Source organism: Pseudonocardia sp. Cha107L01 (genome assembly GCF_052566575.1).
In genome coordinates this window covers 318,156-331,926 of the sequence record NZ_CP199579.1, presented here as the reverse complement: position 1 = coordinate 331,926, position 13,771 = coordinate 318,156, and the positions used below count along the sequence as shown (strand labels likewise).

General features: G+C 72.2%; 14 protein-coding genes. 10 read left to right on the top strand and 4 right to left on the bottom strand.

The features are described from left to right. Position 1: 1 nt before the first annotated feature. The 3 genes from ACTXG6_RS01605 (at position 2) to lon (ending at position 3,720) form a co-directional block, all read left to right on the top strand. A complete protein-coding gene (locus ACTXG6_RS01605) occupies positions 2-763 on the top strand; it encodes a hypothetical protein (RefSeq protein WP_445185965.1) in 762 nt (253 codons plus the stop codon). 134 nt (positions 764-897) lie between these two features. Then, positions 898-1,194 carry a DUF2516 family protein gene (locus ACTXG6_RS01600; RefSeq protein WP_445185964.1) on the top strand — a complete coding sequence of 99 codons (297 nt, stop codon included), beginning with the start codon at positions 898-900 and terminating at the stop codon, positions 1,192-1,194. A 174-nt stretch (positions 1,195-1,368) separates the two neighbouring features. Continuing rightward, positions 1,369-3,720 carry an endopeptidase La gene (gene lon, locus ACTXG6_RS01595; protein ID WP_445185963.1) on the top strand — a complete coding sequence of 784 codons (2,352 nt, stop codon included), beginning with the start codon at positions 1,369-1,371 and terminating at the stop codon, positions 3,718-3,720. A gap of 115 nt (positions 3,721-3,835) precedes the next feature. Here the strand turns inward: lon and purU are convergent, their stop codons facing one another. Both purU and ACTXG6_RS01585 read right to left on the bottom strand, forming a co-directional pair. Beyond that, positions 3,836-4,723, bottom strand: a complete 888-nt coding sequence (purU, locus tag ACTXG6_RS01590; protein ID WP_445185962.1) for a formyltetrahydrofolate deformylase — start codon at positions 4,721-4,723, stop codon at positions 3,836-3,838. Next, positions 4,707-5,228, bottom strand: coding sequence for a DUF2505 domain-containing protein (locus ACTXG6_RS01585; RefSeq protein ID WP_445185961.1), 522 nt, complete (start codon positions 5,226-5,228; stop codon positions 4,707-4,709). Before ACTXG6_RS01585 ends, purU begins: the two co-directional genes overlap by 17 nt. 34 nt (positions 5,229-5,262) lie before the next feature. On the opposite strand from ACTXG6_RS01585, the gene ACTXG6_RS01580 reads away from it, so the two are divergent. Further along, positions 5,263-6,336, top strand: a complete 1,074-nt coding sequence (locus ACTXG6_RS01580) for a UDP-N-acetylmuramate dehydrogenase (RefSeq protein ID WP_445185960.1) — start codon at positions 5,263-5,265, stop codon at positions 6,334-6,336. 16 nt (positions 6,337-6,352) lie between these two features. Continuing rightward, positions 6,353-7,534 carry a L,D-transpeptidase gene (locus tag ACTXG6_RS01575; protein ID WP_445185959.1) on the top strand — a complete coding sequence of 394 codons (1,182 nt, stop codon included), beginning with the start codon at positions 6,353-6,355 and terminating at the stop codon, positions 7,532-7,534. A 14-nt stretch (positions 7,535-7,548) separates the two neighbouring features. Here the strand turns inward: ACTXG6_RS01575 and ACTXG6_RS01570 are convergent, their stop codons facing one another. After that, complete coding sequence (locus ACTXG6_RS01570; protein ID WP_445185958.1) at positions 7,549-8,295, bottom strand: SDR family NAD(P)-dependent oxidoreductase; 747 nt, start codon at positions 8,293-8,295, stop codon at positions 7,549-7,551. 67 nt (positions 8,296-8,362) lie between these two features. On the opposite strand from ACTXG6_RS01570, the gene mshA reads away from it, so the two are divergent. The 4 genes from mshA to ACTXG6_RS01550 all read left to right on the top strand — a co-directional run bounded on the left by mshA (position 8,363) and on the right by ACTXG6_RS01550 (position 12,242). Beyond that, the gene (gene mshA, locus ACTXG6_RS01565) at positions 8,363-9,691 is read left to right on the top strand and encodes a D-inositol-3-phosphate glycosyltransferase (RefSeq protein ID WP_445185957.1); all 1,329 of its coding nucleotides are present in this window, start codon (positions 8,363-8,365) and stop codon (positions 9,689-9,691) included. Next, entirely contained in the window at positions 9,688-10,194 is a 507-nt protein-coding gene (locus ACTXG6_RS01560; RefSeq protein WP_445185956.1) for a YbjN domain-containing protein, read from the top strand. The genes mshA and ACTXG6_RS01560 overlap by 4 nt, the downstream gene beginning before the upstream one ends. Positions 10,195-10,331: 137 nt before the next feature. Next, positions 10,332-10,886, top strand: coding sequence for a DUF3574 domain-containing protein (locus tag ACTXG6_RS01555; RefSeq protein WP_445185955.1), 555 nt, complete (start codon positions 10,332-10,334; stop codon positions 10,884-10,886). A gap of 333 nt (positions 10,887-11,219) precedes the next feature. Continuing rightward, complete coding sequence (locus tag ACTXG6_RS01550; RefSeq protein ID WP_445185954.1) at positions 11,220-12,242, top strand: DUF4349 domain-containing protein; 1,023 nt, start codon at positions 11,220-11,222, stop codon at positions 12,240-12,242. Positions 12,243-12,480: 238 nt separating this feature from the next. Here the strand turns inward: ACTXG6_RS01550 and ACTXG6_RS01545 are convergent, their stop codons facing one another. Further along, positions 12,481-12,807 carry a DMT family transporter gene (locus ACTXG6_RS01545; RefSeq protein WP_445190319.1) on the bottom strand — a complete coding sequence of 109 codons (327 nt, stop codon included), beginning with the start codon at positions 12,805-12,807 and terminating at the stop codon, positions 12,481-12,483. Positions 12,808-12,981: 174 nt separating this feature from the next. On the opposite strand from ACTXG6_RS01545, the gene ACTXG6_RS01540 reads away from it, so the two are divergent. Beyond that, entirely contained in the window at positions 12,982-13,695 is a 714-nt protein-coding gene (locus tag ACTXG6_RS01540) for a dienelactone hydrolase family protein (protein WP_445185953.1), read from the top strand. Positions 13,696-13,771 lie beyond the last annotated feature (76 nt).

Below are 13,771 nucleotides of genomic sequence, written 5' to 3'. Positions count from 1 at the left end.
CATGGCTGTTTCGCTGCCGACCTCGGCCGACGTCCGCAAGGTTCGTACCCGGGCCAACAAGGTCGTGACCACCCAGCTCGACTACGTCCGTACCCCGTTCCTCGCCTGGGTCGGTGCCGGTGACCTGGCCGTCAACAAGGTCAACGACGCCGTCGCCAAGGCCCGCACCCAGGCCGCCGAGCGCCGCGAGCAGGCCCAGGCCCGCGCGGAGAAGCTGCAGAAGCAGGCTCAGGCCCGCGCGGAGAAGCTGCAGAAGCAGGCCGGCGATCTGCCCGCCGAGCTGCGCGAGAAGCTGACCGCCGAGGAGCTGCGCAAGCGCTACGAGGAGGTCAGCGAGCAGGCCCGCAAGGCCTACACCGAGCTGGCCGACCGCGGCGAGGTCACCATCGAGCGGATCCGCAAGCAGCCCCGCGTCGCCAAGGTGATCACCGCCGTCGAGGACGCCACCGAGCGTTTCGACAAGAACGTCGAGAAGGTTGTCGACGACGTGCACGACGCCGGCGAAGAGGTCCTCGGCCGGGTCAGCACCGAGACCCGTTCGGTGGGTGAGCGGGCCGCCCGCGCCACCAAGCGCTTCTCCAGTGAGGCCGCCGAGACGGTGACCAAGGCCGGCGCCGAGCTGGCCGAGGAGCTCACCGAGGCCGGTGACGAGGCCGCGCACACCACCCGCAGCGTCACCCGCAAGGCCGCCAACCGGACCGCGCCGCGCAAGCCCGCCGCGACCACCACCCGGCGCGCGAACGGTTCCCGCACCACCAAGTGACCCAGTGCACGACCAGTGAGACCAGTCGAACCCCGGAGCCTCCCGCCCCGGGGTTCGACCGCGTCCGGGGTCGGCGCCGGTCGGTTTACCGGACGGGAGTGCGCCACAGTGTGCGGCGCACGTAGTCTGGCCTGGTGCAGCTGCTCTACTCCCTGGACGTCTACATCATGCTGGCGTGCTGGATCGCCGGCATTCCGGTCGGCGCGTACGCGTTCATCCACGCTGTCCGGTCCCGTCCGGATGCCTTCACGGCGGCGGACAAGCTGACCAAGCCGGCCTGGCTCGGTATCACCGGCGGCGGGCTGGCTCTGCTGCTGATCTGCCGGGACGGGCCGATCACGCTGTTCTGGCTGGTCGGGCTGATCGCCGTGCTGGTTTATCTGGTCGACGTGCGACCCAGTTTGATCGAGGTGCAGGGCGGCCGGCGCTGAGCGCCGGCGCTGAGCACCGGCCCTGAGCACCGGCGCTGAGCCGGTGCCCCGCTTCTCCGAGCCCGATCCTGGTCGCGACCGGCGACCGATTCGCGAATTTCGCCCTGAGCGTAGTGCGCTCAACTTCTCTGCGCGGCCCGGAATGTAGGCAACGGTGTAAGCGTTGCAACGGGCATGACAGACACGCTGAAGCTCCCGGTCCTGCCACTGACCGATTCGGTCGTGCTGCCCGGCATGGTTGTCCCCATCCGCCTCGACCAGCCCGAGCCACGGGCCGCGGTGGACGCCGCGCAGAACGGTTCCGAAGGTGAGCGCCGGATCCTCCTGGTTCCCCGCCCAGATGGCCACTACGCATCCGTCGGCACGATCGCGGTGCTCGAGCAGGTCGGCCGGATGCCGACCGGCGAGCCCGCCGCTGTGGTCCGCGGTGAGCAGCGCGCCCGCATCGGCTCCGGAGTGACCGGGCCGGGTGCCGCGCTGTGGGTCGAGGCCACCCCCATCCCCGACAACACGGTGAACGGCCGCACCGAAGAACTGGCCAAGGAGTACAAGGCGCTCGTGGTGTCGCTGCTGCAGCGGCGCAACGCCTGGCAGGTCATCGACTCGGTGCAGCAGATCACCGACCCCGGTCAGCTCGCCGACACCGCCGGCTGGTCCAGCTGGCTGGACACCGAGCGCAAGTTGGCGCTGCTCAACGAGATCGATGTGACCATGCGGCTCGAGCTGCTGATCGGCTGGACGCGCGAGCACCTCGCCGAGCAGGAGGTCACCGAGAAGATCGCGGACGACGTCCGCGAGGGCATGGAGAAGACCCAGCGCGAGTTCCTGCTGCGCCAGCAGCTGGCCGCCATCCGCAAGGAGCTGGGCGAGGACGAGCCCGAAGGTGCCGACGACTACCGCACCCGGGTCGAGTCCGCCGACCTGCCGGACCACGTCCGCAAGGCCGCGCTCACCGAGGTGGGCAAGCTGGAGCGGGCGTCGGACCAGAGCCCCGAGTCGGGCTGGATCCGGACCTGGTTGGACACCGTGCTGGACATCCCGTGGAGCGAGAGCACCACGGACAACGACGACCTGGCCGCCGCTCGGGCGATCCTGGACGCCGACCACGCCGGGCTGGACGACGTCAAGGAGCGGCTGATCGAGTTCCTGGCCGTCCGGGCGCGGCGCAACCGTCGTGGACTGGGCACCGTCGGGGGCCGTGGTTCGGGCGCGGTGTTGTCCCTGGTCGGGCCTCCCGGTGTGGGCAAGACGTCACTGGGTGAGTCGGTCGCGCGGGCGATGGGCCGCAAGTTCGTCCGGGTCGCCCTCGGTGGTGTCCGGGACGAGGCCGAGATCAGGGGCCACCGGCGCACCTATGTCGGCGCCCTGCCCGGCCGGATCGTCCGGGCCATCCGGGAGGCCGGTTCGATGAACCCGGTCGTGCTGTTGGACGAGATCGACAAGGTCGGCAGCGACTACCGGGGAGACCCGACCGCCGCCCTGCTCGAGGTGCTCGACCCGGCGCAGAACCACACGTTCCGCGACCACTACCTCGAGGTGGACCTGGACCTGTCCAACGTCCTGTTCCTCGCCACCGCCAACGTCTACGACACCATCCCCGGCCCGCTGCTGGACCGGATGGAGATCGTGACGCTGGACGGCTACACCGAGGCGGAGAAGGTCGCCATCGCGCGCGACCACCTGCTGCCCCGGCAGATCGAGAAGGCCGGGCTGGAGCCGTCCGACGTCGAGTTCAGTGAGGTGGCCCTCGGCATGATCGCCGCCGAGTACACCCGCGAGGCCGGTGTGCGGCAGCTGGAGCGGGGCCTGGCCAAGACCCTGCGCAAGGTGGCCGTGACGCTCGACGCTGCCGATGCTCGTACCGCTGGCTCTTCGGGAGAGGCGATCGAGCGGCCGGTGCACATCGACGCCGACGCCCTGGTCAAGTACCTGGGCCGGCCGCGGTTCACCCCGGAGTCCGCCGAGCGCACCTCGGTGCCGGGTGTGGCCACCGGGCTCGCGGTCACCGGTGCCGGTGGTGACGTGCTGTTCATCGAGGCCACCGCCATGGACGGCGAGCCGGGGCTTGTCCTGACCGGTCAGCTGGGCGACGTGATGAAGGAGTCCGTGTCGATCGCGCTGAGCTACCTGCGGTCGAAGGGGCTGGCCGGTGACCTGGCTTCGAAGAAGCTGCACGTGCACGTGCCGGCCGGTGCGGTCCCGAAGGACGGCCCGTCGGCGGGCGTCACGATGACCACGGCGCTCGCGTCGCTGGCCACCGGGCGTCCGGTGAAGTCGAGTGTGGGGATGACCGGCGAGGTCACCCTGCAGGGCCGGGTACTGCCCATCGGCGGGGTGAAGCAGAAGCTGCTCGCCGCGCACCGGGCCGGCCTGACCGATGTGATCATCCCGAAGCGCAACGAGCCCGACCTGGACGATCTGCCCGAGTCGGTCCGCTCGCAGCTGAGGATCCACCCGGTGGCCGACGTGGCCGACGTGCTGGAGCTGGCCCTGGAGCCGGCCCAGGTGGCGGCCGCCGCCGCGTAACCCCCGTGAGTGGCGAGTGGCCCCCTGGGACCACTCGCCACTCACGACCCTGACCTGCATGTTGACGACGCCGTGAGCGATTCCCGCTCACGGCGTCTTTGCGTCTTTGCGTCTCTCAGGCGAGCACCATAGTCTTGTTGCCCTGCACCAGGACCCGGTCCTCCAGGTGCCAGCGCAGGCCGCGGGCGAGTACCAGTTTCTCGGCGTCCCGACCGAGCCGGACCATGTCGGCGATGGTGTCGCCGTGGTCGATCCGGACCACGTCCTGCTCGATGATCGGGCCGGCGTCGAGGTCGGCGGTCACGTAGTGGCAGGTGGCGCCGATCAGCTTGACGCCGCGGGCGTGTGCCTGGTGATAGGGGCGGGCGCCGACGAACGAGGGCAGGAAGCTGTGGTGGATGTTGATCGCCCGGCCGGCCCACGCCGCGCACAGTTTCGGCGGCACGATCTGCATGAACCGGGCCAGCACGATGGCGTGCGGGTCGTGCTCGTCCACCTGCTCGGCCAGCTCGTCGAAGGCGGCCGCCGTGGCGTCGCGGTTCGAGCCCGGCTCCGGGAACCGCACGTGGGAGAACGGCAGCCCGTGCGCCTCGACGACACCGCGCAGCGCCTCGCTGTTGCCGATCACCGCGCTGACCCGGGCCGGCAACTCGCCGCTGGTGGCCCGCCCGAGCAGGTCGTGCAGGCAGTGCCCCTCCGTGGTCACCAGCAGCACCACGCGCTTGGTCTCGCCGGTGTCGGTGACCTGCCAGTTGGCCCGTTCGGACAGTCCGTCGGCCACCACCGCGAACCGCTGCCGCAGCTCGTCGACGTCGAACGGGACCGAGTCGGCACGCACCACCTGGCGGGTGAAGAACCAGCCGGTGGTGGGGTCGGTGTGGTAGGCCGCCTCGGTGATCCAGCCTCCGGCGTCCGCCAGGAACCCCGAGATCCGCGCCACGATGCCGGTCCGGTCCGGACAGCTGAAGGTGATGACGTAACTGCGGTCAGTGGGAGGGGTCACGGGCCAGCCACTCGGCGGTGAACCGGGCCTCGCGCTCCATCAGCTTCACGACCTGCTCCGCGATCGCCGCCTCGATCTTGCCGCCGATCAGCGGCACGTCCACCTTGGCCTGGCCGTCGATGCTGAGTTGGCTGCCGGCCGAGCCGGGGCCGCCCAGGTCGGTCAGTGCCAGCGCACCCCCGATGTTGCCCGGTGCGTCCTTCACCTTGGCGGTGACGGCGCCCTCGTAGCGGCCGGCGGTGACCAGTCGCCAGGTCTCGGAGCGCTCGATGACCAGGTCGCCGCGCAGGATCTTCTGGATCGGGCTGGGCAGGTACTCGCGGTTGACCCCCTGGCGCAGCGTGTACTTCGCCGTTTCGGCGTCGGAGGCCAGCTCCAGCAGCGCGGCGTTGTTGCCGCCGATGCGGTGCAGTCTGGCCTCGAGGTACTCGCGGGACACCAACGTGGCGAACAGGTCCACCGCGGGGCAGGCGTAGCGAGACTGGTAGCGAATCGGCCGGGGCATGCCGCGAGATTACCGTTGGCTACCGTTACCGGACGTGAGCACCTATGCCCCGATCAGGTTGGCCGTCCCGCTGGCCGAGCTCACCACGCTCCGTCTCGGCGGCCCGGCGCAGCGCCTGGTCCGCGCCGACTCCGCCGAGGCGGTGGTCGATGCGGTGCGCACAGCGGCCGCCGCCGGTGAGCCGTTGCTGGTGCTCGGCGGCGGGTCGAACCTGGTGGTCTCGGACGCCGGGGTACCTGGCACCACGGTGTGGGTGGCCAACACCGGGTGCTCCGTCGAGCGCGGCCCGGACGGCACGGCGCTGCTCACCGTTGCCGCCGGTGAGGACTGGGACGGCGTGGTGGCCGGTGCGCTGGCGGACGGGCTGGCCGGCCTGGAGTGCCTGTCCGGCATCCCCGGCCGCGCCGGCGCGGTGCCGGTGCAGAACGTCGGCGCGTACGGCGTGGAGATCGCCGAGCTGCTGGTCGACGTCGACCTCTACGACCGCCGCAGCGGACTGGTCCGCGAGCACGTGCCGGCCCGCGAGCTGCGGCTGGTCTACCGCGGCAGTGCGCTGAAGGGCCGGGACGACGCCGTGGTGCTGCGGATCCGCCTCGCCCTGTCGGTGGGACCGCTGAGTGCCCCGATCCGCTACGCCGAGCTGGCCGGTGCGCTGGGCGTGTCGCTGGGCGAGCGGGTGCCGGCGGCGCAGGTGCGGGCGGCGGTGCTGGCGCTGCGCCGGTCCAAGGCCATGGTGCTCGACGCGGCCGACCACGACACCTGGAGCGCCGGCTCGTTCTTCACCAACCCGGTGCTGTCCGCCGCCGACGCCGACCGGGTCGCCGCCGCGGCGGGCGGGGACGGGGCGATGCCGCGCTACCCGGCGCCGGACGGGCAGGTCAAGCTGTCCGCCGCCTGGCTGATCTCCCGGGCGGGGTTCGAGCGCGGCCGACCCGGTGCCGGGGGCCGGGTGGCGCTGTCGAGCCGTCACTCGCTGGCGTTGACCAACCGGGGTGGCGGAACCACTGAGGAGTTGCTGGCGTTGGCCAGGGAGGTGCGTGACGGGGTCCGCGACACGTTCGGCGTGTGGCTGACCCCTGAGCCGGTACTCGTCGGATGCAGTCTGTAGGACGGTAGATATGGGGATGGGCGTGCGCAGGCTGCTGCTGACGATCGCGGTTGCGTTGGTCGGCGGTGCCGGGGTGGTCACCGGCGTCAACGTCGAGGACGCCGACGGGGACGGGGTACCGACGATCCTGGCGCCCCGACCGGCCCGGGTGACCGTGAGCTACCAGCCCTCGGGTGGCCCGCCGGTGAGTCCGACGGCACAGATCAGGATCACCGCGAGCGGCGGTGAGCTGCGCGACGTCGCGCTGACCCCGCCCAGCGGCGTCCCGGTGAAGGGCACCCTGGCGCCGGACCGGCGCAGCTGGGCGCCCGCCGAACCGCTGCGCTACAGCACCACGTACACCTGGAGCGGCACCGCCGCCGACGCCGAGGGCAAGACCGTGCCGGTCGCCGGCAAGCTGGTGACGGTCAGCCCGTCGCGGCTGGTCAGGGCCACGGTGAACATCGGCGACGGGCGCACCGTCGGGGTGGCCGCACCGGTCCAGATCCAGTTCAGCGGACACATCACCGACCGGGCCGCCGTCGAGCGGGCGCTCACCGTGAACACGTCGGTGCCGACGGAGGGCAGCTGGGGCTGGCTGCAGGACGAGAGCGGCGGCTCGCGGGTGCACTGGCGGACCAAGGACTACTGGAAACCGGGCACCAAGGTCGTCGTGTCCGCGAAGCTGTTCGGGGTCGGCTACGGCAGCGGCAGCTACGGCGCCGCCGATGTCAGCAGCACGTTCGCCATCGGCCGCTCGCAGATCACCAAGGCCGACGTGACCAGCCACCAGCTGGTGGTCATCCGCGGTGGCCAGCAGGTCGCCAGCTACCCGGCCAGCTACGGGCTCGACTCCGACCCGAACCGCAACACCCGCTCCGGTGTGCACGTGATCACCGAGAAGTTCACCGACAAGCGGATGCGCAGCGAGCAGTACGGCTACGACGTGATGGAGAAGTGGGCGGTGCGGATGAGCAACAACGGCGAGTTCATCCACGCCAACCCGCAGACCACCGGGGTACAGGGCTCGTCGAACGTCAGCCACGGCTGCGTGAACCTGTCCACCGCCGACGCCAAGGCGTACTACGACTCGGCGATGTACGGCGACCCGGTGGAGGTCACCGGGTCCGGGGTGAAGCTCTCGGCGCGCGACGGCGACATCTGGGTCTGGACGATGGACTGGGCGACCTGGCGGCGGCTCTCCGCCCTGGCCGGCTGAGGTAAAAGCCTAGGTCATGACCTGCGGAAGGCGCGGGTCGCGGAGGCCTGGTCGCGGGGCTTGAGGACGATGGTGTCCAGGTTCACGTGTGACGGACGGCTCACCGCGAAGCCGATCACCTCCGCCACGTCGCCGGCGGTCAGCGGGGTCAGGCCGGCGTAGACCTTGTCCGCCTTGTCCTCGTCCCCGTCGAAGCGGACCAGCGAGAACTCGGTCTCGACCAGGCCGGGGGCGATCTCGGTCAGCCGGATCGGCTCGCCGAGCAGCTCACCGCGCAGGGTTCGGTGCAGCGCCGCCTGGGCGTGCTTGGCCGAGGTGTAGCCGGCGCCGTTGTCGTAGGTCTCGAGCGCGGCCACCGAGGTCACCGTGATGATGTGCCCGTCCCCGGAGGCGAGCAGCGCGGGCAGCAGCGCCCGGGTGACCCGCAGCGTGCCGAGCACGTTCGTCTCCCACATCCAGCGCCAGTGCTCCTCGTCGGCGTCGCGGACCGAGGCCATGCCCTTGGCCCCGCCGGCGTTGTTCACGAGTACCCGGGCGGTCGGGATGGCGGCCGCGAAAGCGCTGACGGAGTCGACGTCGGTCACATCCAGCGGCAACGCGGTGCCGTCGATCTCGGCGGCGATCTTCTCCGACAGCTCGGTCCGGCGGGCGCCGAGGAACACGTGGAACCCGCGTCCGGCCAGCTCACGGGCGGTTGCCGCGCCGATTCCGGAGCTGGCGCCGGTGATTACCGCGACGGGACGATCGGTGCTAATGGTCACGAGGCTCCAGTTTAGGCTGCATCTAGTCGATGGGTGCATCCGTCGGCGGCGTGCTAGGAAGGGGCCCGTGAGGGGACAGCGGATCGTCAGTGTCGCGCCGCCGAGGCGGGTTTGCGTGCTGTCTTTGCACACCTCGCCGCTCGAGCAGCCCGGTATCGGGGATGCCGGCGGCATGAACGTCTACATCGAGCAGACCTCGGTGCGGATGGCGCAGCGCGGGGTGGCGGTGGAGATCTTCACCAGGGCCACCTCGTCGGACCAGCCGCCGATCGTCGAGCTCGCCCCCGGGGTACAGGTGCGCCACGTGGCCGCCGGACCGTACGAGGGGTTGGCGAAGAACGAGCTGCCCAGCCAGCTGTGCGCGTTCACCGCCGGTGTGCTGCGTACCGAGGCGTTCTACGACCCGGGCCACTACGACGTGGTGCACTCGCACTACTGGCTGTCCGGGCAGGCCGGCTGGCTGGCGCGCGACCGCTGGCGGGTGCCGCTGGTGCACAGCGCGCACACCCTGGCGAAGGTCAAGAACGCCGCGCTGGCCGACGGAGACACCCCGGAGCCGAGGTCGCGGGTGATCGGCGAGGAGCAGGTGGTCGCCGAGGCCGACCGGCTGATCGGCAACACCGAGGCCGAGTCCGCCCAGCTCGTCGACATGTACGGGGCCGACCCGGCGCGGACGGTGACCATCCCGCCCGGGGTCGACCTGCACCTGTTCACCCCGGGTGACCGGTACGCCGCGCGGGCCGCGCTGAACCTGCGGCCGGACGCGGTCGTGCTCGCCTTCGTCGGCCGGATCCAGCCGCTCAAGGCGCCGGACGTTCTGCTGCACTCGGCCGCCGAGCTGCTCGCCCAGGCCCGCGCCGAGGGCCCCGACGCGGAGCGCGCACTCCGCGGCCGGCTGGTGGTGCTGGTCGTCGGCGGGCCGTCCGGCTCCGGGCTGGCCGAGCCGACCGCGCTGCAGCAGTTGGCCGCCACGCTGGGGATCAGCGACGTGGTCCGCTTCCTGCCGCCGCAGCGGCGCGCCGACCTGGTCACCGTCTACCGCGCCGCCGACGTGGTCGCGGTGCCGAGCCACAACGAGTCGTTCGGCCTGGTCGCGCTCGAGGCACAGGCCTGCGGGACGCCGGTGGTGGCGGCCGCTGTCGGGGGTCTGCCGGTGGCCGTCGCGGACGGGCGCTCGGGGCTGCTGGTGCCGGGGCACGGAGCGGTGGACTGGGCCGCCGCGCTGGCCTCGGTGGCCCTGCGGCCCGGCTACCGCGACAAGCTGGCCGCGGGCGCGGTGCAGCACGCCGAGCGGTTCTCCTGGGATCGCAGCACCGACGCCCTGCTGGCCACCTACGCCGACGCCGCCGCCGAGTACCGGTCCCGGTTCGGCCTGCGGGCGGGCCTGGCCGGATGAGCGAGCCCGCGAGCGAGCGGGACCGGTTGGACACGCTGATCGCCGCCGCACTGGACGAGAGCGAGTTGACCTACACCCGGCACGGCGACGGCCGGTTCCTGGTGACGCTGCCCGGTACCGCCCGGCTGCAGACCCCGACCTGGCTCCTGGTGAGCGAGCACGCGCTGCTGGTCGGTGCGTTCGTCTGCCGCCGCCCGGACGAGGGCCAGCGTGACGTCTACCACTTCCTGCTGCGGCGCAACGCCAAGCTGTACGGCGTGCACTACGCACTGGACGCCGTCGGGGACATCCACCTGGTCGGGCGGATCGGACTGCACGCGGTCACCCCGGCCGAGATCGACCGGCTGCTCGGCCAGATCCTGGAGGCCGCCGACGGTGACTTCAACACATTGCTGAAGCTCGGCTTCGCCAGCTCGATCCGTCGCGAGTGGGCCTGGCGGGTGGACCGGGGCGAGTCGCTGGCCAACCTGAAGGCCTTCGAGAGCCTGATCGCCGACGGCTGACCCAGCGCCGGCCGGGCCGTTAACCAGGCTGGGATTCGGGTGCCGCCTGGCTACGCTGACCGGGCCATGATCACCTGCCGGGCTACCCGGGTCGGCGCGCTGACCGACGGTGCCCAACGCACATCGGGGGACTCACGATGACGGAACGCCCTGTCGCCCGTTCGGCGACCCGCCTGATCCACCGTGTCGGCGCCGTCGCGGCCGGCGTCGTGCTGGTCGGTGGGGGGTTGCTCAGCGGTTGCGCGACAGCCGGGTCGAACGGCGGCTCGCTCGGCGGCGGTTCGGACCCGGGGCCGGCCCCGGCGGCCCGTTCGGGCCCGGGACCGGCGCAGTCGGCCGCCGGGCTGCCCGCCGACTGCCAGCCCTACGAGCGGACCGAGCTGTTCTTCGGTACCGGTCGCGCCGGGGCGGCGCCGGTCAGCGACCAGGAGTTCGACGCGTTCACGGATGCCGAGATCACGCCGCGGTTCCCGGACGGGCTGACCATGCTGACCGGCGCGGGCCAGTGGCGGGGCTCGGACGGCAAGCTCGCCAAGGAACGCAGCAAGGTGCTGATCCTGCTGTACCCGAAGCCGTCGGCCGCCGAGAGCGGTCCCAAGATCGAGGAAATCCGGCACCTCTACGAGCAGAAGTTCAACCAGGAGTCGGTGCTGCGCGCCGATGACCCGGAGCCGCGCTGCGTCACGTTCTGAGCTGTCACGTGCTGAGCCGTCACGTTCTGGGCCGCTCCGTGCCCGCGACCGACCGCGGGTGGGTCGGGGGAGGGTTGTCGGCCGTGTGCGCGATGGCTCACATTTCGGCCCGAAATGTGAGCCATGAGTCACACAGCGGCGGACCGACCCCCGGCGGAGCCGGCCAGTAGGGGGCCGACCCCGGTTGGGTAGCGCGTCGACCGCCCCCGGAGCGGGTGCCCTCGGCGGGGTGGCCGGCCGTGTCCGATTTGTGACCGTGCGCCGGCCAACCCGGGTCGCCCGTTCCGCCGTCCTGCCTCACGACAGTGGTCGGCGGCGAGAGGGGCGAACGTGATGCGGTGGCAGCGGCTCGGCGAGGCGGCCAGGACGTTGGCCCGGGGGCGGTCGGCCCGGCTAACGGCGGCCGGGGTGGCGGTGCTCGTGGTGCTGGCACTGACCTGGGTAGTGGCGGTCGCCTCGATCAGCACGGTCAGCACGGCCGGCGGTCCCACCGGGTCGGCCGGGCTGCCCACCGCGCCGGCGGTCGCCGCCGAGAGCTCGGCGGGCTCGCCGGGCAGTTCGGCCGGCTCCTCGGACACCGCGGCGGGACCGTCGGCGGAGTCCAAGCGCATCGCGCCACCGGGCCCCGGCGACCCGGGCCTGCCGGTGGACGTGTCCGGCGCGGCGCGGGACCGCTCCGTGGTGCGCAACGCCCGGCTGGAGCTCAGCGTGGGTGACGTGGTGGCGGTGTCCGGCCGACTGCGGTCCGTCGCCGCCGGGGTGGGCGGCTTCGTGGCCAGCGAGCAGTCGGTGGACCGCTCGGCGAGCTTCACGCTGCGGATCCCGGCGCCCCGGCTGGACGAGGTGATGAACCAGCTCACCGCCGCCGGCAAGGTCACCGCCCGCTCCGAGCAGGCCGACGACGTGACCGACCAGGTCGCCGACCTGGACGGCCGGCTGGCCAGTCAGCGGGCCGGCGTCGCGCGGATCCGCGCCCTGCTGGACAAGGCCACCTCGGTCGGCGACGTCGTGCTGATCGAGTCCGAGCTGACCCAGCGCGAGGCGGACCTGGAGTCGCTCCAGAAGCGGCTGGCGGCGGTGAGCAGCCAGGTCGCCATGTCCACCCTGACCGTCGCGCTGACGCCGACGCCGGCACCGGAGGCGCAGCCGGCCGGCGATGGATTCCTGGCCGGGTTGGCGGCCGGCTGGCGGGCGTTCGTCACCGCGTCGGGCGCCCTGCTGACCGCGCTCGGCGCGGTGCTGCCGTTCGCGCTGCTGCTGGCGCTGCTCGGCGGGCTGGGGCTGCTCGGGCGCCGGCTGCTGCAGCGGTCGAGGAGGTCCGGGCACCAGCCGGCCGCCACCCCGGACACGCCGTAGCCGCCAGGGTCGGCGGGGTGACCCCGCGCGGTCGACGAGGGGCCGTCGTGTTCAGCTGGTTACGGCCCGTTACCCATTCGCGGGTTGATCGTTGTGCCGGGCGTGGGCGCTTGCGCGGTGCGCGCGTCCTCGCGGGTTTAGTCCGCTCCCCAGCGGGTGCCCCGGGCCGGCGGTTCACGGCCCGGGGCGCGCCAGTCGCCGGGGCAGCCTCCCCCTCGTACCGCCCCGGTCGCCCGGCTCAGGCCACGCTCGCGCCGGACTGCACCGCCACCACGCCGGCGATCACCAGCACCAGTCCGCCGACCTGTATCCAGGTCAGCGACTCGCCGAGGAACACGGCGCCGATCAGCGCCACCAGCGACACGCCCACCGCTGCCCAGATGCCGTACGCCACGCCCACCGACAGGCCGCGCTTGAGCACCTGGGCCAGCAGCACGAAGGAGAGCAGATACCCGACCACCACGACGGTGCTGGGGATCGCCTTGCTGAAACCCTCGGACAGCCGCAACGAGATCGTCGCCGTCACCTCGCTGAGGATCGCCCCCGCCAACAACACCCAGACCATGTCCGCTGTCCCTTCTTCGTGCCGGCTCACGCTGGCCAACCCAGGCGAGCGGCCCAGCCGACCACCCGGGCCGGCACCCCCAGTCTCCAGGGCCGGCCGCGCGCGCCGGTCCACGACCTGGCAGCGTTCGGGCGGACGGCGCGGGCCGACGGCAGGGGCCAAGGAGGCAAACGGGTGGTTAACACGCACATCGAACGGGTGGAGGCACACGACGGCGGCACGTTCGACAGTTTCTGCGCGGTGCCCGACGGCGGCCGGGGGCCGGGCGTGCTGCTGTTCCAGGAGGTCTTCGGGGTCAACGACAACATGCGCGGGCTGGCCGGTCGACTGGCCGACGAGGGTTACCTGGTGCTGGTGCCGGACATGTTCTGGCGGGTCCGGCCGGGCTTCGAGAGTCCGGACGAGGCCGGGCTGGCCGAGGGCATGTCCCTGGCCGGGCAGATGGACCAGGACCTCGCCGTCCACGACATGAGCTCGGCGCTGGGGCACCTGCTCGGGATGCCCGGCTGCACCGGCAAGGTCGGCGCGGTCGGCTTCTGCCTGGGCGGCACCCTGACCTACACCTGCGCGGCGACCGCCCGCCTGGACCGGCGGTCGCTGGCCGCGGCCGTGCCGTACTACGGCTCCGGCATCTACCAACTGCTCGACCTTGCCGGCGCGGTCGAGTGCCCGATCATGTTCCACTACGGCGACCGGGACCCCTACATCCCGGCCGAACAGGTGGCCGCGATCGAGGCCGCGTTCGCCGGTCACGGCAACGCCGAGGTGCACCACTACGACGCCGGCCACGCGTTCTCCAACTGGGACGCGCCGTCGTTCTACGAACCGGAGGCCGCCGAGAAGGCCTGGGACCGCACGACGGCGTTCCTCGCTAAGCACCTGCGGTGACCGCGGCGGTCGAGTGACCGGGCGGCCGCGGGGTCGGTCGAAAATCGGATGGCCTGGCCGGGTTGGAGTGCTAACT